Annotated in this window: 14 protein-coding genes; 10 read left to right on the top strand and 4 right to left on the bottom strand. The window is 74.3% G+C overall.

Annotated elements, in window-relative coordinates; all coding sequences use genetic code 11:
- The first annotated feature begins 66 nt into the window (after positions 1 to 66).
- A complete protein-coding gene (locus DVA86_RS06335) occupies positions 67 to 903 on the top strand; it encodes a DUF4097 family beta strand repeat-containing protein (RefSeq protein WP_208876463.1) in 837 nt (278 codons plus the stop codon).
- A 65-nt stretch (positions 904 to 968) separates the two neighbouring features.
- Here the strand turns inward: DVA86_RS06335 and amaB are convergent, their stop codons facing one another.
- The 3 genes from amaB to DVA86_RS06350 all read right to left on the bottom strand — a co-directional run bounded on the left by amaB (position 969) and on the right by DVA86_RS06350 (position 5,525).
- A complete protein-coding gene (amaB, locus tag DVA86_RS06340) occupies positions 969 to 2,522 on the bottom strand; it encodes an L-piperidine-6-carboxylate dehydrogenase (protein ID WP_208876465.1) in 1,554 nt (517 codons plus the stop codon).
- 66 nt (positions 2,523 to 2,588) lie between these two features.
- Positions 2,589 to 4,076: a 2-oxoadipate dioxygenase/decarboxylase gene (gene hglS, locus DVA86_RS06345; RefSeq protein ID WP_208876467.1), complete on the bottom strand. Its 1,488-nt coding sequence runs from the start codon at positions 4,074 to 4,076 to the stop codon at positions 2,589 to 2,591.
- A gap of 177 nt (positions 4,077 to 4,253) precedes the next feature.
- On the bottom strand, positions 4,254 to 5,525 hold the full coding sequence (locus tag DVA86_RS06350; RefSeq protein WP_208876469.1) for an NAD(P)/FAD-dependent oxidoreductase: 1,272 nt from the start codon (positions 5,523 to 5,525) through the stop codon (positions 4,254 to 4,256).
- A 331-nt stretch (positions 5,526 to 5,856) separates the two neighbouring features.
- Here DVA86_RS06350 and DVA86_RS06355 point away from each other — a divergent pair, with 331 nt between their 5' ends.
- The 9 genes from DVA86_RS06355 (at position 5,857) to DVA86_RS06395 (ending at position 17,853) form a co-directional block, all read left to right on the top strand.
- Positions 5,857 to 6,330 carry a GtrA family protein gene (locus DVA86_RS06355; protein ID WP_208876470.1) on the top strand — a complete coding sequence of 158 codons (474 nt, stop codon included), beginning with the start codon at positions 5,857 to 5,859 and terminating at the stop codon, positions 6,328 to 6,330.
- A gap of 103 nt (positions 6,331 to 6,433) precedes the next feature.
- On the top strand, positions 6,434 to 7,510 hold the full coding sequence (locus DVA86_RS06360; RefSeq protein WP_208876471.1) for a methionine ABC transporter ATP-binding protein: 1,077 nt from the start codon (positions 6,434 to 6,436) through the stop codon (positions 7,508 to 7,510).
- A complete protein-coding gene (locus DVA86_RS06365) occupies positions 7,507 to 8,178 on the top strand; it encodes a methionine ABC transporter permease (RefSeq protein WP_208876472.1) in 672 nt (223 codons plus the stop codon). Before DVA86_RS06360 ends, DVA86_RS06365 begins: the two co-directional genes overlap by 4 nt.
- A gap of 93 nt (positions 8,179 to 8,271) precedes the next feature.
- Positions 8,272 to 9,129 (top strand): MetQ/NlpA family ABC transporter substrate-binding protein, encoded by an 858-nt coding sequence (locus DVA86_RS06370; protein WP_208876474.1) that lies wholly within the window; start codon positions 8,272 to 8,274, stop codon positions 9,127 to 9,129.
- Positions 9,130 to 9,276: 147 nt separating this feature from the next.
- Positions 9,277 to 9,915, top strand: a complete 639-nt coding sequence (locus tag DVA86_RS06375; protein ID WP_208876475.1) for a GNAT family N-acetyltransferase — start codon at positions 9,277 to 9,279, stop codon at positions 9,913 to 9,915.
- A gap of 212 nt (positions 9,916 to 10,127) precedes the next feature.
- Positions 10,128 to 11,378: a precorrin-6y C5,15-methyltransferase (decarboxylating) subunit CbiE gene (gene cbiE, locus DVA86_RS06380; protein ID WP_208876476.1), complete on the top strand. Its 1,251-nt coding sequence runs from the start codon at positions 10,128 to 10,130 to the stop codon at positions 11,376 to 11,378.
- Between the two features lie 265 nt (positions 11,379 to 11,643).
- A complete protein-coding gene (gene cobT / locus DVA86_RS06385; protein WP_208876477.1) occupies positions 11,644 to 15,360 on the top strand; it encodes a nicotinate-nucleotide--dimethylbenzimidazole phosphoribosyltransferase in 3,717 nt (1,238 codons plus the stop codon).
- A 317-nt stretch (positions 15,361 to 15,677) separates the two neighbouring features.
- Positions 15,678 to 16,898: a uroporphyrinogen-III C-methyltransferase gene (gene cobA / locus DVA86_RS06390; protein ID WP_208876478.1), complete on the top strand. Its 1,221-nt coding sequence runs from the start codon at positions 15,678 to 15,680 to the stop codon at positions 16,896 to 16,898.
- 115 nt (positions 16,899 to 17,013) lie between these two features.
- Positions 17,014 to 17,853: a TrmH family RNA methyltransferase gene (locus DVA86_RS06395; protein ID WP_208876479.1), complete on the top strand. Its 840-nt coding sequence runs from the start codon at positions 17,014 to 17,016 to the stop codon at positions 17,851 to 17,853.
- A gap of 105 nt (positions 17,854 to 17,958) precedes the next feature.
- Here DVA86_RS06395 and DVA86_RS06400 read toward each other — a convergent pair whose 3' ends face one another.
- Positions 17,959 to 19,413, bottom strand: coding sequence for a serine/threonine protein kinase (locus DVA86_RS06400; RefSeq protein ID WP_208876480.1), 1,455 nt, complete (start codon positions 19,411 to 19,413; stop codon positions 17,959 to 17,961).
- Positions 19,414 to 19,548: the final 135 nt, after the last annotated feature.

Here is a 19,548-nt window from a genome sequence, read left to right on the forward strand (position 1 = left end):
GGGGGCGGTGGAGGGCCGCACAGGATGGTGGAACACCGTCCGGCTCTCCAGGGGGAACGCCACATCATGACCACGAACGACGCGACGACTGACGCGGCGAACGGCACCTCGTGCCCGACCGCATACGGCGCCTCGTACGGCACGGCGTACGGCACCTCGTACGGCACCGCGCCCGCGCGCCGCCGTACCCGCCGCGCCGCCCGACTCGCCCTCCCCTGCGTCGCGTTGGCCGTCGTGACGACGGCGGCGGGCTGCGGCCTCATGGAGGACACCAAGACCGGCGAGCGCGCGTACTCCGTGTCGCAGCGGACCTCGGCGGTGTCCGTCGACACGGACGGCGGCGACATCGACATCGTGGCCGGCGACCCGGAAAGCGACACCGTCCGCGTGCAGGAGCGCTACGAGTACAGCCACAGCAAGCCCGAGACGCAGCACTCCGTACGGGACGGCCGGCTGCTGCTCAGCGCGGATGACTGCGGCGGCAAGAACGGCGGCACGTGCGACGTCAGCTACGAGATACGGGTGCCGCCGAAGACCGCCGTCAAGGTGGACACCGGAGGCGGAACCGTCACCGTACGGGGCACCTCGGGCCGGGTCGACGCCCTCTCGGAGGGCGGCGACATCCGTATCGAGGAGTCCGCCGCCCGCCGCGTCTCGGCGCACACGGAGGGCGGCGAGATCTCCACCCGGTTCACGGGCGCGCCCGACAGCGTGGACGTGACCAGTGCGGGCGGCAGCATCGACGTACGCCTGCCGGGCGGCCCGTACGCGGTCGACGCCACCACGAAGGGCGGCGAACGGAAGGTCTCCGTGCCGTCCGACGGCGACGCCGGACAGGTCGTCAAGGCGCATACGGAGGGCGGCGACGTCACCGTACGGTCGTCGTCGGGCAGCGGAGCTTGACGCGCGCTCCGTCGCGCCGCCGCGCCGTCGCCCCGGTCCGCAACGCCGTCGCCCCGGCCCGCCGCCTACAGGAAGCTGACGTTCTGGGCCAGGGACAGCTCGCTGGAGTAGTTGACGGTGTTGGTCGCCCGCCGCATGTACGCGCGCCACGCGTCGGACCCGGACTCGCGGCCGCCTCCGGTCTCCTTCTCGCCGCCGAAGGCGCCGCCGATCTCGGCGCCCGACGTGCCGATGTTGACGTTGGCGATGCCGCAGTCCGAGCCCTCCGCGGACAGGAACACTTCCGCCTCCCGCTGGTCCCGCGTGAAGATGCTGGACGACAGGCCCTGCGGGACGTCGTTGTGGAGCGCGACGGCCTCCTCCAGCGAGTCGTACGTGAGCACGTAGAGGAGCGGCGCGAACGTCTCCTCCCGTACGACACCGGCCTGTTCGCCGACGCGAACGATGGCGGGCTCCACGTACGCCGCTCCCGGCGCCGCCTCGGCCAGCCGGCGGCCGCCGCCCACGAGGAGTTCGCCGCCCTCGGCCCGCACCCGTTCGAGCGCGTCCCGCATCCGGTCGAGGGCGGCGGTGGAGATGAGCGGCCCGACGAGGGTCGCCGCGTCGAAGGGGTCGCCGACGGGCAGCTTCCGGTACGCGGCTGTCAGCCGTCCGGTGAGCGTTTCGGCGATGTCCCGGTGCACGATGAGGCGCCGCAGGGTGGTGCACCGTTGCCCCGCCGTGCCCGCCGCCGCGAACACGATGCCCTGGACGGCGAGATCGAGGTCCGCGGACGGCGCGACGACGGCGGCGTTGTTGCCGCCCAGCTCCAGCAGGCTGCGGCCGAGCCGCGCGGCGACGCGCTGCCCCACCTCGCGGCCCATGCGGGTCGATCCGGTGGCGCTGACCAGCGCCACCCGCGGATCGTCCACGAGCGCCGCGCCGACCGTACGGTCACCGAGCAGCAGCCGGTGTACGTCGCGTGGCGCGCCCACGTCCTCGGCGGCGCGCGCCAGCAGCCGGTCGCAGGCCAGCGACACCAGCGGGGTCAGCTCGGACGGCTTCCAGACGACGGTGTCGCCGCAGGCCAGCGCGACGGCGGTGTTCCACGACCACACGGCCACCGGGAAGTTGAACGCGGACACGACGCCGACCACGCCCAGCGGATGCCAGGTCTCGGCCAGCCGGTGGCCGGGGCGCTCGGAGGCGATCGTACGGCCGTAGAGCTGCCGCGACAGGCCCACCGCGAAGTCGCAGATGTCGATCATCTCCTGGACCTCGCCGAGCGCCTCCGTACGGATCTTGCCCGCCTCGATCGTCACGAGGTCCGCCACGTCCTCCTGGTGCTCGCGCAGCAACTCGCCCAGACGGCGTACGAGTTCGCCGCGGCGCGGCGGCGGCGTCGAACGCCAGGTGAGGAACGCCGTACGGGCGGCGGCGACGGCCTCGGCGGCGTCCGACTCGGTGGCGGCCGGCACGGGGAACAGGTCCTCGCCGGTGACGGGCGTGCGGGCGTGGAGGACGTGGGCGGTACCTGTACGGGCGCCGTCCGGGACGGCGGAGCCGGCGCCGACCCGTTCCAGGGCGGCGCGGGCGCGGGCGCGCAGCTCGTCGGTGGTGGGCAGCGTGCTGCTGGTCATGGCGCACTCCTCGGGGTGGCGGTGTGCTGTCCGGTCGGTTCTCTTGTGTCGTCCGGTGGGCGCCCGTCACGCGGACGGTGCTCGGGGCGGTGTGCGCGGCGTACGCGGTGTACGGGACGGCGTGCGGGACGGTGTGCGGGCGAGCCCCAGCTCGCGTGCGGTCCGGGCGAGGGAGCGGCTCTGCTGCTGTTCGTAGAGCGCGTACGGGTCGAGCACCTCGCGGTCGAGGGCGCCGGCGAGCCAGGCGGCGTCGTACTCTTCGTGCGCCGCGCGCGCGGAGGTGCCTTCGCCCGTACGGCCGTCACCGTCGCCTTCCCTGCGGGCGCCGTCGCCGCTCAGGTTCGACTGGAAGATCCCGGCGGCGGAGCGCGGCAGGAAGTCCTCGTACACGATGGGCTCGGCACGCACCCAGCCCTGCTCCAGCAGTCCCCCTACGGTGCCGGGCGGCGCCGTACCGTCGCGGGGCCGCCCGGGCACAGGGCGGTACGTGAAGAAGGCCAGGCTCTGGGCGGCGAGTTCGCGTTCGCTGTCGGGAAGAAGCTCCGCCCACAGGGCGCGGGCGAGCTCCGTACGATCGGCCTCCGTACGGTGTGCGATCTGCTCGTCGACACGTGCGAGCAGGGCGTCGTAACGGGCGCGGCCCTCCCGTGTGAGCGCGATCCCGCGCGCCTCCACCTCCCCGAAGCGCACCCGCAGGGTGCCGCTGACCACGCTGCCGTCGGGCGTACGCATGGCGCGGGGCTCGGCGAGGGCGCGGAAGGAGGTCTGGCGCAGGAGTACGTCGGGGCCGTGCCAGCCAGGCGGCCCCTGAATGGTGTCGATCATCTCGATGCCGCGCTCGGTCATGCGGCGGTAGAGCGCGTCGATGTCGAGGACGCGGGGCGTGAGGTGGTTGACGTGCGTGCTGCGCACCCCGCCGATGTCGGCGGCGACGGCGGAGACCCGTTCCAGGGTCTCGTACCACGCCTGGTCCACGGGCTCGGCGGACAACTCGAAGGCGTGCACGGCCAGTTGCACGAACCGTTCCGCGTCGGCCTCGGGCAGCTCCCGTTCGGCGCCCGCGCGGTCGGACAGCGCGAGCAGCTCGGGCGGGAACAGCTCGCGGCCCGCGAGGAACGCCTCCAGGCGGGCACGCAGCCCCGCGTCGAAGAACCGGGGGTCGGCGGGCGTCAGCACGGAGGTGAAGACGCGGAACGGGTTGCGGGCCAGCTCCTCGCCGTCGACCGGACGGAACGCCGTCGAGACGACGGGGACCGCGCTGGACGCGGCGTCGCGCAGGTCGTAGAAGCCGACGGGGTGCATGCCGAGGGCGCCGAAGACGCGGGCGACCTGGCGGACTTCGGAGGGGGTGCCGACGCGGATCGCGCCGTGCCGCTCGGCGGTTACGCGGCCGATGGAGCCGAGGCGTTCGGCGTCGGCGCCGCGGGCGCGCAGGACGTCCTCGTTCACCTCGCGCGAGACGTCGACGAGCGTGGTGTACGCGGGGACCTCACGCCCGTACATCTCCGACAGCCGCGCGGCGAAGGCGGCGCGCAGCTGCCACTGGCTGATCATCCGGCTGCTCAACGGCGGGCCTGCCTCTCGGTGTCGTGCGTCTGTCGTGTGTCGTGCGTCTGTCACCTGTCGTGCGTCTGTCGCCTGCCGTGCGTCGTGTGTCTGTCCTGTGCAGTCTGCCGCGGTCCGTTCTCGCTTCTTCCGATCCCTTTCAGGACGGCCGCCCACTCCGCCCGCTCACACCACGTGCGCCTCCCGCCGTGTCCCGCCCGCCCCGGCCGCGAACCGGTCGGCGCTGAGCGGCGTGACGTCGAGGAACGGCGTACGCCCCAGACACAGGTCGCGGACCAGCTCCCCGACCGCCGGGGCCTGCAGAAAGCCGTGCCCGGAGAAGCCAGTCGCGTAGACGAAGCCGTCCGGCGAACCGGCGCGCCCGATCAGCGCGTTGTGGTCCGGGGTCACTTCGTACAGCCCCGCCCAGCCGCCGCCCGTCATCGCCATCCCGGCCACCGCGGGCGCCCTGCGCCGTACGGCGGCGCGGAACAGCTCCAGCCACCCGGGCGTCCACGTGGTGTCGAAGCCCTCCGCCTCGTCGGGGTCGGCGAGCCCGACGAGCAGGCCGTCGTCGCTGTTGTGGAAGTACGCCGAGGAGGCGAAGTCGATGGTGAACGGGATACGCGGCACGGGCGGCACCAGCGGTGCGGTGAAGGCGAGTTGGCGGCGCACGGGGCGTACTGGCAGGACCACCCCGGCCATGTCCCCGACCTGCGCGGACCACGCCCCGGCGGCGCAGACGACCGTACGGCATGCCACGCGCGCGCGGTCGGTGCGTACGGCGGCGACCCGGCCGCCGGCCACCTCGATCCCGGTGACGGCCGTACGCGTGGCGAACACGACGCCGGCCTCGGCGGCGGCACGCGCGTAACCCCGTACGGCCAGGGCGGGGCGGGCGTGGCCGTCCTCGGGCGAGTAGGCGGCGGCGGTCAGGCCGTCGGTGGCGACGTACGGGCACAGCCGGCGCGCCTCGTGCGGGCCGATCATGCGGCTGGGGAGGCCGTGGGCGCGCTGCACGCGTACGGCGTTCTCGAAGTCGGCGGCCTGCCGGTCGGTGTCGAGGAGGAAGAGGTACCCGACGGAGTCGAGCCGGATGTCGGCGCCGGGCCTGCGCGGGAAGTCCCGCCAGGCACGCAGACTCCTGCTGCCCAGCTCGATGTTGAGCGGATCGGAGAACTGCGCCCGCACCCCGCCGATCGGCTTCCCCGAACTGCCGCACCCCAGCTCCCCCTTCTCCACCACCACGACGTCCGCCACCCCGGCCTCGGCCAGATGGAACGCGGCGCTGGTCCCCATCACGCCACCGCCGACGATCACCACTTCGGCGTCGGAGGGGAGGGCGGCGCGGTCGTCGGAGACACGGTCGTCGGCGGCACGGTCGTCGGCGGCACGGTCGTCGGCGGCACGGTCGTCGGCGGCACGGTCGTCGGGGGAGGCTGCGGGCGACGCGGACATGGGCCGCTCCCTTCGCGGGGCCACAGCCGGCGGAAGGGGCGTGATCCCGGACGGTCTGCACACGACGGACGAGGAACGCTGATCAGCTGCCAGCCGCCATGCTCCACCACCCACCGGCCCACGTCCATGCCGCCTGCGCCCGGCGCGCACCGAATTTCGCGGCCACGCCGAGGCTGCTGACCTGCGCCTCCACGCTCCCCACCCTCTCATGGCGCCACATCTGGCTCGTAATGGCGCCATATATGTGCCATGATGACGGCATGGCTAGGCACGCAACTCGGTGGCCGAGGGGCGCGTCTTTCGGGGAAGTGAGCCTCAAAGGGGTCGGGTCATGGAGACAGCACAGAGCCAACGGCGGGCGGCACCGGGCGCGTTCACCGCCTTCGCCCGCTTCGTGCTCTGCGGTGGCGGGATCGGGCTCGCCTCCGGCTTCGCCGTGGCGGCCCTCGCCCTCTGGACCCCCTGGGCGCTGGCCAACGCCCTGGTCACCGTGGTCTCCACGCTCCTCGCCACCGAGCTGCACGCCCGCTTCACCTTCGGCGCGGGCCGCCGCGCCACGTGGCGCCAGCACACGCAGTCGGCCGGGTCGGCGACGGCCGCGTACGCGGTGACCTGCGCGGCGATGGGCCTCCTGCACCAGCTGGTGGCGGCGCCCGGCGCGGTGCTCGAGCAGGTCGTCTACCTCTCGGCCTCCGCACTCGCCGGTGTCGCGCGCTTCCTGGTGCTGCGCCTCGTCGTCTTCGCGCGACGGCACCCGCAGCCCCCGGCCACCGCCCGTACGGCCCGCACCCGCCGAGTTGTCTAGGAGACAGTCCAGGGCGGGCCCGGCCGGGACCACCCCGCCGGGCCCGCCCGTGCCGTGCGCCGCCACCGCGTGCGCCGCGCACACGACAGCGACGGAAATCCCAGTGATCACCACCACGGACCTGACCAAGGTCTACCGCACCAAGGACCGCGAGATCACCGCGCTCGACGGTGTGAACCTGCACGTACGCGAGGGCGAGGTGTACGGCGTCGTCGGGCAGAGCGGCGCCGGCAAGTCCTCGCTCATCCGCTGCGTGAACCTCCTCGAACGCCCCACCTCCGGCACCGTCACCGTGGCCGGGCAGGACCTCACCGCGCTGGCGCGGCGCGGCCGGCGCGCCCCCTCCCGGCGTCCGACGCCCGAACTACGCGCCGCCCGCAGCCGTATCGGCATGGTCTTCCAGCACTTCAACCTGCTGTCCTCGCGCACCGTCCAGGGCAACGTCGAACTCCCGCTGGAGATCCTCGGCCTGTCCGGTCGCGAACGGTCCCGCAAGGCACTCGAACTGCTCGATCTCGTCGGCCTCGCCGACAAGGCGCGCGCACACCCCGCGCAGCTCTCCGGCGGCCAGAAGCAGCGGGTCGGCATCGCCCGCGCGCTCGCGGGCGACCCCAAGGTGTTGCTGTCCGACGAGGCCACCTCCGCGCTCGACCCCGAGACCACCCGTTCCGTCCTCCGACTGCTGCGCGACCTGAACGAGCAACTCGGCCTCACCGTGCTGCTCATCACGCACGAGATGGACGTCGTCAAGGCGGTCTGCGACTCGGCGGCGCTGATGCGCGGCGGCCGGATCACCGAGTCCGGCACGCTGCCCGAACTGCTGGCCACGCCCGGCTCCGAACTGGCCCGCGAGCTGTTCCCGGTCAGCGGCGCGGCGTCCGGCGACCGGCGTACGACCGTGGACGTCACCTTCCACGGCGAGACGGCGACCGAGCCGTTGATCTCGCAGCTGGCGCGCAGGTACGAGATTGACATCTCGATCCTCGGCGCCGCCATGGACACCGTGGGCGGCAGGCAGGTGGGGCGGATGCGGATCGCGCTGCCGGGCCCTTTCGAAGAGAACGTCATCCCGATCGGCTACCTGCGCGAACAGGGCCTCCAGGTCGACGTCGTGCCGCCCGGCGAAGGCGCCGCCCAGGAAACCGAAACCGCCCTACTCGCCCCGGAAGGTGCCCGATGAGCTGGAACGAGATGCAGCCGCTGCTCTCCCAGGGATGTATCGACACCCTCTACATGGTGCTGTGGTCGGCGCTCCTCGCCGTCGTGGGCGGACTGCCGCTGGGCGTCCTGCTGGTGCTCACCGACAAGGGCGGGCTCCTCCAGAACGCCGCGGTCAACAAGGTGACCGGAGTGGTCGTGAACATCGGCCGCTCGCTCCCGTTCATCATCCTGCTCGTCGCCCTGATCCCGTTCACCCGGCTGCTGGTGGGCACGTCCATTGGGCCCACGGCGATGATCGTGCCGCTGGTGATCGGCGCCGTCCCGTTCTTCGCGCGGCTGGTCGAGACCGCCGTACGGGAGGTGGACCACGGCCTGGTCGAGGCCGTGCAGGCGATGGGCGGCGGGGTGCCGACGGTCGTACTCAAGGCGCTGCTCCCGCAGTCGCTGCCGTCCCTGGTCTCCGGGCTGACCACCACCGTCATCGCCCTCATCGGGTACTCCGCGATGGCGGGCGCGGTCGGCGGCGGGGGACTGGGCTCCATCGCCGTCACCTACGGATACCAGCGCTTCGAGACCGACTTCATGCTCATCACGGTCGCCGTCCTGATCGTGATCGTGACAGTCGTGCAGCTGCTCGGCGACGGCGCCGTACGGCTGCTCGCGCGCCGCGAGCGCGCCTCCGCTTGAGCCCCGGACCCCGGAGGGCCCAGGCCGCCAGGACCCCTGGCACACAGGACTCCTGCAACACAGGAGCAGAAACACAAGAAAGAGGCACTTTTCGTGCGCAGGAACACCAAGATCACCGCCACCGCGGCCGTTGCCGCAACGCTCGCCCTGGGCCTGTCGGCCTGCGGCACCGCGTCCGACCCCGACACCTCCGGTGACAGCCCGACCGACCAGGACAAGCCGCTGGTCGTGGCCGCCAGCCCGACCCCGCACGGCGAGATCCTGGAGTACGTCAGCAAGGAGCTGGCGCCCGGGGAGGGACTGAAGCTGGAGGTACGGGAGTTCACGGACTACGTCCTCCCCAACACCGCCACCGAGAGCGGCGAGGTGGACGCCAACTTCTTCCAGCACAAGCCGTACCTCGACGACTTCAACGAGAAGCAGGGCACCCACCTCGTGCCGGTCGCCGGCGTGCACCTGGAGCCGCTGGGCCTCTACGCCAAGGGCGCGAAGAAGGCCGCCGACGTACGGAGCGGCCAGACCGTCGCGCTGCCCAACGACACCACCAACGAGGGCCGCGCCCTCCAACTCCTCGCCGACAACGGGCTGATCGAGCTCAAGGCCGGCGCGGGCCAGGACGCCACGCTCGCCGACATCAAGGACCGCAAGGGCCTGAAGTTCAAGGAGCTGGAGGCCGCCTCCGTGCCGCGGGCGCTCGGCGACGTCGACGCCGCCGTCATCAACGGCAACTACGCGCTCGAGGCCGACCTGAAGCCCGCCGAGGACTCCCTCGCGCTGGAGGAGCCGGAAGGCAACCCGTACGCCAACCTGCTCGCGGTGAAGAAGGGCGACGAGGACGACCCGCGTGTGGCGAAACTTGCCAGGTTGCTGCACTCGGACAAGGTGAAGAAGTACATCGAGGACACCTACGAGGGCGCCATCGTGCCGGTGCCCGACGAGGCCAAGTCCTGACATCGACAAGTCGATTCAGCGCGCCGGGCCCCGGTCACGATAGGGGCCCGGCGCTGCACATCCGCAGGTCCATGCTGCATGCTGTGCACTGCTGCAACCTTCCGAGGCGCGGCCCCGGACCCCCAAGCCATCTGCATGGAGCGGCGCATGACCTCGACCTTTCCGGACATTTCGATCAGTACGGACCGGCTCGTGCTGCGCCCGTTCGAGGAAGCGGACCTGCCCGCCTTCGTGGAGATGATGAACGACGAGCTGGTGGCCGTCTGGACCTCCGTGCCCGCCCCGTACACCGAGGCCGACGCACGTGACTGGATCAGACGGCGCGCGCCGTCCGAACGTACGGGAGGGCGCGGCATCGTCTTCGCCGTCACCGAGTTCCTCACGCAGCGGCTCGTCGGCTCCGTCCATCTCAAGAACACCGACTGGCGCCTCCTCACCACCGAGCTCTCCTACGTCACCGCGCCCTGGGCCCGCGGCGAGGGCTACGCCTCCGAGTCGGTGCTCGCCGCCGTCCAATGGCTGTTCCAGGACCAGAAGTTCGAACGCCTCGAACTGCGCACCGCCGCCGACAACACCGCCGCGCAGCAGGTCGCGCAGAAGCTCGGCTGCATCAGCGAGGGCGTGCTGCGCAACGCCTGGATCACGCGGTCGCGCGTCGAGGGCGGCGGCTGGGCGGAAATCCGTACCGACCTGATCGTGTGGAGCCTGCTGCCCGAGGACCTGGACGGCCTCCACGAACGCATGGCCGACGCGGGCGGCTACGCCCCGCACCCCGACTGGCACTGACGCCGGAGCGGCCGGCGCTGACGCCCGCCGGCCGGCGCTGACGTCGACGGGCCGCCGGCACGGACACCGGACCGGTGCCGCATGCCGGGAACCGATACGGGGCCGGCGCCGTTCTCCGATTGGTACGGACCGCGCCCGTCCGGTTGCCCGGCCGCCGGGGTACCCTCGGTCACCCCCCGACCTGCGACGACCCCACCAGGAGAGTTCCCCCGATGGCCGACCGCGTCACCGTGATCGGGTGGGACGGCACGCCGCTGACCGACGCCGCCCGCGCCGCACTCGGCGCGGCCACCCTCGTGGCCGGTGCCGCCCACCATCTCGCACTGCCCGAGGTCCCGGCGGGCGCGGAGCGCATACGCCTGGGCAGCGTCGCCCTCGCGGCCCGGCGGATCGCCGGACACCGGGGCACCGCGGTGGTGCTGGCCGACGGCGACCCCGGCTTCTTCGGCGTCGTACGCACCCTGCGCGCACCGGAGTACGGGCTCGAGGTCGAGGTCGTACCGGCCGTGTCCGCCGTCGCCGCCGCCTTCGCGCGCGCCGGCATGCCGTGGGACGACGCGCAGGTCGTCGTGGCCCACAGCCGTACGCTGCGCCGCGTCGTCAACGTCTGCCGCGCGCACACCAAGGTCGCCGTCCTCACCTCGCCCGGCGCCGGACCGCCCGAACTCGCCCTGCTGCTCGCCGGAGTGCACCGCACCTTCGTCATCTGCGAGGCGCTCGGCACCGTGCGCGAAGAGGTCAGCGTCCTCACCTCCGACAAGGTCGCCGACCACACCTGGCGCGACCCCAACATCGTGCTCGTCGTCGGCGGCCAGCTGAGCACCGCCGCCGCGCCGGGCGCCGCCGCCGGCGCCGCCGAACGGCACGCGCCCGCCTGGATCGCCGGACACGACACCGGCCGCCCGCACGTACCGCGCGGCTGGGCGCAGCCGCTGACCGAGTACGCGGGCCCGGACGCGCGCCCGCGCGCACGCGAGTCCGTACAGCTGCGCGCCGCCCAACTCGCCCGGCTCGGCCCGCGCGTCGGCGACCTGGTCTGGGACATCGGCTCCGGCAACGGCGCGGTGGCCGCCGAGGCGGCCGGATTCGGCGCCGCCGTCATCGCGGTGGACCGCGACGTGGACGCGTGCGCCCGTACGGCAGCCGCGGCCCGCCGCCTGGGAGTTCAGCTCCAGGTGGTCACCGGCACGGCCCCGCACATCCTCGAGGACCTGCCCGAGCCGGACGTCGTACGGGTCGGGGGCGGCGGCATCCGTACGGTCGCCGCCGTGGCCGACCGGCGCCCCGAACGCATCGTCACGCACGCGGCGACCCGCGACGAGGCGGAAGCGGTCGGACGGGTGCTCGCGGAGGGCGGATACACCGTCGAGTGCGCCCTCCTCCAGTCCGTCGAACTGGACACGGAACGCTGGGCGGAGACCGAACGCGCTGTCGTGTTCCTCCTTTCGGGTATTCGTGACTGACTCCTCGGAAAACCCCTCGTATCCGCTCTCCGCGAACCCCGGCGAAGTGCCTCTTCTCACCCACCCATGGCTGGTGGGGTGCTCTGCGGCCGGTAGGCTGATGGATCGTTGTGCCGTCTCCGGGCGTTGGCGCTTCGTCCGTCAATGTCCGGATGGCGTCGGCTGAGGTACGTGCCGCAACGTGCGCGCGCTCGTTCTTCATCCGGGGGGCACGGCGGGCATCCGCCGGGATGGCAGGAGAACTACCGATGGGCGAGGGGTACGCATGACTGACACCGGCCAGATCCCAGACGAGGGACAGCCGGCTCACGCAGGCGCACAGCCGGAGCAGCAGCCGGGAGTCCCGGCCGCGTCCGGCGCGTACACCTTCGCGGACACGGCTCAACCGGCACACACGGCGAACACACCGGACCCGATCAACACGGCGAACACAGCGAACACGGCGGCGGACATGGGCGAGAGCACGGCCGGCGTCCCCGGCGAAGAGGAAGACCTGCTGATGCCGGGCGCCCAAGGCGCCTGGAGCGACGCCCAGATGGCGGTGGCGCAGCAGGGCACGCACGGGACGCACGGCGGTCGCGGCGGGCCCGGCGCCCAGCCGCGCGGGGCGCATGCGAACGGCCAGAGCGGTACGGATGGTCAGACGGGCGGCGGGCGGCGTACGCCCGGCACGCACGAGACGGACGGCCGCGACTCGGGCTCGATCGACTACGGCGCGGTGCGCGTCCCGCAGCCCCAAGCGGCCGAGGCGGGCCTGCCACCGCACGGGAGCGCGGCGCACGGCGCGGCGCCGCAGGAGGCGGCGGCGCAGGGCGCCGAACCCGGACCGGCGGGCGGCGAGTCCGCGGACGGCACGGGGCAGGCGCAGCCGCAGGCCGCGCAGGGCCAGGCACCGGCCCCGGCTGCCCGGCCGCAGACCCAGACCCAGACGCCGCGTCGGCCGGCGCACCTCGGCCCGCCGGTGCCCGAGCAGTCAGGCGCGGTGCGTTCGCTCGCCGACCGCGGGCCCAGCGCGCCCGCACCCGCACCCGTACAGGCGGACGCCGCGCAGCAGCCGCAGGAGGCCCAGGTCCAGCCGCAGACTCGGTCGCAGGGCAAGCACGCCGCTGCCCCCGCGGCGCATCCGCAGCCCGAGCCCGCGGAGCCCGGTGCGGCACCCGCGTCCGGGCCCGCGTCGCAGCCCGAACAGCCGGTCAGCGGCCCGGAGTACCTCGACGTCGCACACCAGGGCCCGGACTCCCTCGCCGGTCCGCAGACCGGCGCGATCCCGTCCCAGCAGGACGCCTGGACGTCTCAGGTGCCGCAGACGGCGGCGCCCGCAGAAACGGTCGAGCCGGTGGCCGAGGAGCCGCTTCCCGGCCCCGATCTGGCCGCCGTCCCGGAGCCGTCCGCACCGGCCGATGCCGCCGCGCAGCCGGACACCGGCCAGCCGGTCGCACCCGTCTCCGACGACGCTCCTGCGGCGGCGGCACCGCCCGCAGATCAGGCGGCACCGCCCGCGGAGGAGAACGCCGCCACCGGAGCGAACGTGCCCGCCCCGCGCACCGAAACGCCCGAACCGGCGGCCCAGCCCGCAGCGGTGGCGGCGGAGCCCGTGCCCGCGGAGCCCGCCCCCACGGAGTCCGCGCCTGCGGAGACCGAGCCCGCGCCACAGCCCACGGCGGAGGCGGCACCCGTACCGGAGGCGAAGGCGGAACCGGAGGCCACGGCCGAGGAGCACGCACCGGAGGAGGCCGCCCCGGCCCCCGAGCCGGCCGCGGCAACCGCCGCCACGGCGCCGGTCGTTGAGCCCGAGCGGACGGAACAGACGGCGGACGGCTCCGCCGCCACCCACGTGACCGCCCCGGCGGCCGCCCCCCTGCCCGAAGCAGAGCCCGTACCGGCGCCCGCGCCCGCCGCCGAGGAGGCAGCCGTACAGGACACACCCGACGCCACCGGAACCGCCGACGAAGCCGCACCGGTCCCCGTACCGGAAGCTGCGACCGCGGCGGAAGCGGAGCCCGTACCGGAGCCGGCTCCCGCTGCCGTGGCGGCCGAAGCGCCCGCCGCGCTCCAGCCCGAGCCGGCGCCCGCTCCGGAGCCCGCACCCGCTCCGGAGCCCGCACCCGCTTCGGAGCCCGCGCCCGAGCCCGCGACGGACGGGCACAGTACCGCCCCGTCGATAAGCGGGGACGGCCCGGCGGCCGAAGCCGCGCCGTCCACCGACGGCGTACCGTCGGACACCCCCGCGCCCGCGGGTCCCAGCACACCCCCGGCCCCCGGCTACGACGAGGCCGAGCGCGAGGCCGTCCACCGGCTGATGCGCGAACGGCGCGACATCCGGAACGGTTTCCGGCCCGACCCCATCCCGCACGAGGTGCTGCTCCGCGTCCTCGAAGCGGCACACACCGCGCCGAGCGTCGGGCACTCGCAGCCGTGGGACTTCGTTGTCATCCGGTCCGAGGACACCCGCCGCACCATGCACGAGCTGGCCCAGCGCCAGCGCGAGGCGTACGCCAAGTCGCTCCCGAAGGCGCGGGCGAAGCAGTTCAAGGAACTGAAGATCGAGGCCATCCTCGACACGCCCGTGAACATCGTCGTCACCGCCGACCCGACCCGCGGCGGCCGCCACACCCTGGGGCGGCACAGCCAGCCCCAGATGGCCCCGTACTCCTCGGCGCTCGCCGTCGAGAACCTCTGGCTCGCCGCGCGCGCCGAGGGCCTCGGCGTCGGCTGGGTCAGCTTCTTCGACGAGCGCGAACTGGTCCGCACGCTCGACCTGCCCGAGCACCTGGAGGTCGTCGCGTACCTCTGCATCGGGTACGTGGACGAGTTCCCGGACGAGCCCGAGCTGATGCAGGCGGGCTGGTCCAAGCGGCGGCCGCTGTCCTGGGTCGTGCACGAGGAGTCGTACGGGCGCCGCGCCCTGCCCGGCGCCGAGCCGCACGACCTGCTGGCCGAGACGCTCGAACGGATCCGCCCGCTGGACGCGAAGGCGCTCGGCGAGGCGTGGGAGCGGCAGAAGCGGATGACCAAGCCGGCCGGCGCGCTGGGCATGCTGGAGATCATCTCCGCGCAGCTGTGCGGCCTGTCCCGGCAGTGCCCGCCGCCCATCCCGGAGCCGGCCGCGGTCGCGGTGTTCGCCGGTGACCACGGCGTACACGCCCAGGGCGTCACCCCCTGGCCGCAGGAGGTGACCGCGCAGATGGTCGCGAACTTCCTCGGCGGCGGCGCCGTCTGCAACGCCTTCGCCACCCAGGTCGGCGCCGAGGTGTGCGTCGTCGACGTCGGCGTGGCGGGCGAACTCCCCGCCACGCCCGGGCTGCTGCCCCGCAAGGTACGGCCCGGCACCGCGGACATGACCCAGGGCCCCGCGCTCACCCGCGACGAGGTGCTGCGCGCCGTCGAGGTCGGCATCGAGACCGCGCGCGACCTGGTCGCCGCGGGCAACAAGGCGCTGCTCACCGGCGAGATGGGCATCGCCAACACCACCGTCTCCGCCGCCCTGATCGCCGCCTGCACCGGCGCCGACCCCACCGAGGTCACCGGCCGCGGCACGGGCATCAGCGACGAGACCCACGCCCGCAAGGTCGACGTGGTCCGGCGCGCCCTCCAGCTGCACCGGCCCGACCCGGCCGACCCGGTGGGGCTGCTCGCGGCGGTCGGCGGTCTGGAGCACGCGGCGCTCACCGGGCTGATCCTCGGCGGCGCGTCGCTCCGTACGCCCGTGATCCTGGACGGGGTCAGCGCGGGCGCCGCCGCCCTGGTCGCGCGGCAGATCGCGCCGGAGGCGCTGGCGGCGTGCGTCGCCGGGCACCGCAGCGCGGAGCCCGGTCATGTCGCGGCCCTGACCAAGCTGGGCCTGCGCCCCTTGATCGACCTCGACCTGCGGCTCGGCGAGGGCACCGGCGCCCTGCTCGCGCTGCCGATGGTGCAGAGCGCCGCCCGCGCGATGCACGAGGTTGCGACCTTCGACTCGGCGGGCGTCACCGAGAAGAACTGACCGGCGAGAACCAACGGGCGTGAACCGGCCGCCGGGCGTGTCGTACCCGCACCCGCGGCCCGTTGCGGCACGCCGTACGCGCCGCAGGTCCGTGCCGCAGGTCCGTGGCGCGTCCGTGCCCTGGAGTGCGCCCGCCGCGTACGGGGCGGGCGTCACGGCGGTCGCGTGATCCCTGGAACAGCGGACACGGGCGCGGCGCCATAAGGTGTCCCCGTACCCGTGTCCACGTCCGCGTGTCCACCGTGTGCCCTGCACACTTCTTCCCCGCCGCTCCAACGCCGCAGCGGCACAGCGCCACCGCCGAGGAGCCGCAGCCGATGTCCGAAACACCCGCATATCCCGTAGGGCTGCGTCTCGCCGGACGGCGTGTCGTGGTGCTCGGCGGCGGCACCGTCACCCAGCGCCGGCTGCCCGCGCTGCTCGCCGCGGGTGCGGACATCACGCTCATCTCGCCCTCCGTCACGCCCTCCGTCGAGGCCATGGCCACCAGCGGCGAACTCACCTGGGAACGCCGCCGGTTCCGGGATGGCGACCTCGCCGACGCCTGGTACGCGCTGATCGCCACCGACGACCCGGCCGCCAACGCCGCCGCCTCCGCCGAGGCGGAAGCCCACCGCGTCTGGGCCGTACGCAGCGACGACGCCGACGCCGCCACCGCCTGGACCCCCGCCACCGGCCGCAGCGAAGGCGTCACCGTGGCGGTGCTCACCGGCCAGGACCCGCGCCGTTCCGCGGCCGTACGGGACGCCATCGTCGAGGGCCTGCGCGACGGCAGTCTCTCCGCGCCGCACCGGCGCGCCCGTACCGGCGGCGTGGCGCTCGTCGGCGGCGGGCCCGGCGACCCGGACCTGATCACCGTGCGCGGCCGCCGCCTGCTCGCGGACGCCGACGTCGTCGTCGCCGACCGGCTCGGCCCGCGCGACCTGCTGGACGAACTCCCCCCGCACGTCGAGGTGATCGACGCGGCCAAGATCCCGTACGGACGCGCGATGGCGCAGGAGGCGATCAACGCCGCGCTGATCGAGCACGCCAGGGCGGGCCGGTCCGTCGTACGCCTCAAGGGCGGCGACCCGTTCGTCTTCGGCCGCGGCATGGAGGAGGCCGAGCAGCTGGCGGCGGCCGGGGTGCCGGTCACGGTCGTGCCCGGGATCTCCAGCGCGGTCAGCGTGCCCGCCGCCGTCGGCATCCCCGTCACGCACCGCGGGGTGGCGCACGAGTTCACGGTGGCCAGCGGCCACGTCGCGCCCGACGACCCCAGCTCGCTCGTCGACTGGGAGGCGCTCGGACGCCTCCGCGGCACCCTGGTGCTGCTGATGGCCGTCGAACGCATCGGTGCCATCGCCGCGACCCTCGTACGCCACGGACGCGCGCCGGACACGCCGGTCGCGGTGGTGCAGGAGGGCACCACGGCGGCGGAGCGGCGCGTGGACGCGACGCTGGAGACGGTCGGCGAGACGGTCGCGGAGCAGGGCGTACGGCCGCCCGCGGTGATCGTCATCGGCGACGTCGTGGCACTCGGCTCACGTACGCCCCGCTGACCGGAGCGCGCCGTACGCCGCCGGGCAGACAGCGCGGAGGCGTACGCGCACCGCGTACGCGCATCCGTATCCGTACCGCAGCACCAGCACGACACCGGGAAGGCGGCAGCGCCCCGTGGCAGAACCCCTCACCGTCGACCGCCCCGACGACCCCCGCCTGAGCGACTACACCGGGCTGACCGACGTCGACCTGCGGCGGACCCGCGAACCCGCCGAGGGCCTCTTCATCGCCGAGGGCGAGAAGGTCATCCGCCGCGCCCTGCGCGCCGGCTACCGCATGCGGTCGATGCTGCTCTCCGCGAAGTGGCTGGAGGTGATGCGCGACGTGATCGACGCGTCCGACGCCCCCGTCTACGCCGTCACCCCCGAACTGGCCGAGCGCGTCACCGGCTACCACGTGCACCGCGGCGCGCTCGCGTCCATGCAGCGCAAGCCGCTGCCGTCCGCGGCCGGAGCGCTCGGTTCCGCGCGGCGCGTCGCCGTCATGGAGTCCGTCAACGACCACACCAACATCGGCGCGGTCTTCCGCAGCGCCGCCGCCCTCGGCATGGACGCCGTACTGCTCTCGCCGGACTGCGCCGACCCGCTCTACCGCCGCTCGGTGAAGGTCTCCATGGGCGCGGTCTTCGCCGTGCCGTACGCCCGCGTGGAAACGTGGCCGCGCGACCTGGAGGAGGTACGGGCCGCCGGCTTCCGGCTGCTGGCCCTCACGCCCGACGAGCGGGCCGTGCCCATCGACACCGCCGTGCCGCGGGACGGCACCGGCGCCGGTACGGGCGCACGTGTCGCGCTGATGCTCGGCGCCGAGGGGCGCGGCCTGTCGGCCCGCGCGCTGGCGGCGGCCGACGAGTGGGTACGTATTCCGATGGCGCACGGTGTGGACTCGCTGAACGTGGGCGCCGCCGCGGCCGTGGCCTTCTACGCGGTGGCGCGGGGGCGCGACGGGGAGGGGTGACCGGGCGCTGCTGCGGCGCGCGTACGGTCCAGGCCCGTACGGGCGCGCCTGCGCCGTACGTGGGCGCCCGCCCGTACGCCCGCGTGCGGGGGCCCGAAGCGCCGGTCAACGCCCCCCGCGCGCCCCTGTGTTGGCCCCGTGCCCCGTCGTGTCGCCGCGCTGCCCGTCGTCGCCGTGCCCGGCGTGCCCACCGTGGCGGCCGTGCCCGCCGTGGCCCGCACCGTCCTGTGCGTCCGGCAGCACCCGCGCCGCCTGGCCGCCACGCGCCGGGTCGCCCGCGCCCCGTACGGAGCCCTCGCAGCCCTGCGCCGCCGCGATGCCCAGCGCGACCAGCAGCGTCACCGTCACGAACACCACGAGTCGCTGCCGCAGCAGCCGCCGGTTCGGGCCGGGCCCGGGACGGCGGCCCGTACCGGAACGGGGACCGCCGCCCGTCCGGGAGCTCGTGCCCGCGCGCGAACCGCTGCCCGAGCGCGAGTTGGTGCGCGGCTGCGGCCGCTGCGCCCCCGACGGGCGCCGCGCGCCGGAGCCGCCCGTGGAGCGCGGCCCCGAGCGGGGCGCCGGCGCGCGCTGCGCCCCGGCCGGTTCGCCGCCGCGCTGCCCGGTGCCGCCGGACTCGCGCTCCGTACGCTGGCGCGCGTACTCGTCCGCGCGCGGCCCGAGCGGCCGCTGCCCCTGCGCCTTGGACGGTGACTTCGACTGCGGCGGTACGGGCGAGGGGCCGCCGTCCGGCAGCCCGCGCGCCTCGCGCGCGGCGATCTCCTTGAGCCGCAGGGAGAGTTGCAGCGTGCTCGGCCGGTCCTCGGGGGCCTTCACCAGGCACGCCTCGATCAGCGGCGCCAGCGCCGCGTGCACGCGCTGCAGCTGCGGCTCCTCGTGCACCACCCGGTACAGCATCACCTCCGAACTGCCCTGCCCGAAGGGGGAGTCCGCGGTGGTCGCGTACGCGAGGGTGGCGCCCAGCGCGAACACGTCCGTCGCCGGTGTCACCGCCGCGCCCCGCACCTGCTCGGGCGCGAGGAAGCCGGGCGAGCCGACGGCGGTCCCGACGTGCGTGAGGGTGCTGGCGCCGGTCGCCCAGGCGATCCCGAAGTCGATGATGCGGGGGCCCTTGGGGGACAGCAGGATGTTGGACGGCTTCAGATCGCGGTGCACGACCCCGGCCTCGTGTACGGCGACCAGGCCCTCGGCCAGCGCCGCCCCGATCGAGGCCACCTGGGACGGCGGCAGCGGCCCGCCGTCGTTCACCTTGTCGTGCAGCGAGGGCCCGGGCACGTACTGCGTGGCGAACCACGGCCGGTCCGCCTCCAGATCCGCCGCCACCAGCCGCGCCGTACACCCGCCGCGGATGCGCCGGGCCGCGGACACCTCGCGCGCGAACCGCGAACGGAACTCCTGGTCCTCCGCGAGATCCGGCCGGATCACCTTGAGCGCCACCCGCTGGCCGCGCCGGTCGGAGCCGAGATAGACGACGCCCATCCCGCCCGCCCCAAGCCGCCTGTGCAGCCGGAACGAACCGACGACTCGCGGATCCTCGCGCCGGAGCCGCGTCATCGCCATGCCGTTCCCCTACGTCCGGTGAGGCGGCCCCGTACCTGCGTCTGGCGGGAGGCCCCGTCCCCTGCAGGCGGCGGGAGGCCCCACTGCTGCCCGTCCGTTTGCCGAGTGACAGCTTACGGACTGCGGACCCGTAGC

The sequence above is a fragment of the Streptomyces armeniacus genome, from assembly GCF_003355155.1.
In the GTDB taxonomy this organism is placed as follows: domain Bacteria; phylum Actinomycetota; class Actinomycetes; order Streptomycetales; family Streptomycetaceae; genus Streptomyces; species Streptomyces armeniacus.

Excerpts from the sequence above, each read along its gene's own strand:
- cobA (WP_208876478.1), top strand. The coding sequence starts at position 15,678 with ATGTCCGAAACACCCGCATATCCCGTAGGGCTGCGTCTCGCCGGACGG.
- DVA86_RS06365 (WP_208876472.1), top strand. The coding sequence starts at position 7,507 with ATGAGCTGGAACGAGATGCAGCCGCTGCTCTCCCAGGGATGTATCGAC.
- amaB (WP_208876465.1), bottom strand. The coding sequence starts at position 2,522 with ATGACCAGCAGCACGCTGCCCACCACCGACGAGCTGCGCGCCCGCGCC.
- DVA86_RS06375 (WP_208876475.1), top strand. The coding sequence starts at position 9,277 with ATGACCTCGACCTTTCCGGACATTTCGATCAGTACGGACCGGCTCGTG.
- hglS (WP_208876467.1), bottom strand. The coding sequence starts at position 4,076 with ATGATCAGCCAGTGGCAGCTGCGCGCCGCCTTCGCCGCGCGGCTGTCG.
- DVA86_RS06355 (WP_208876470.1), top strand. The coding sequence starts at position 5,857 with ATGGAGACAGCACAGAGCCAACGGCGGGCGGCACCGGGCGCGTTCACC.
- DVA86_RS06350 (WP_208876469.1), bottom strand. The coding sequence starts at position 5,525 with ATGTCCGCGTCGCCCGCAGCCTCCCCCGACGACCGTGCCGCCGACGAC.
- DVA86_RS06335 (WP_208876463.1), top strand. The coding sequence starts at position 67 with ATGACCACGAACGACGCGACGACTGACGCGGCGAACGGCACCTCGTGC.
- DVA86_RS06400 (WP_208876480.1), bottom strand. The coding sequence starts at position 19,413 with ATGGCGATGACGCGGCTCCGGCGCGAGGATCCGCGAGTCGTCGGTTCG.
- cobT (WP_208876477.1), top strand. The coding sequence starts at position 11,644 with ATGACTGACACCGGCCAGATCCCAGACGAGGGACAGCCGGCTCACGCA.
- cbiE (WP_208876476.1), top strand. The coding sequence starts at position 10,128 with ATGGCCGACCGCGTCACCGTGATCGGGTGGGACGGCACGCCGCTGACC.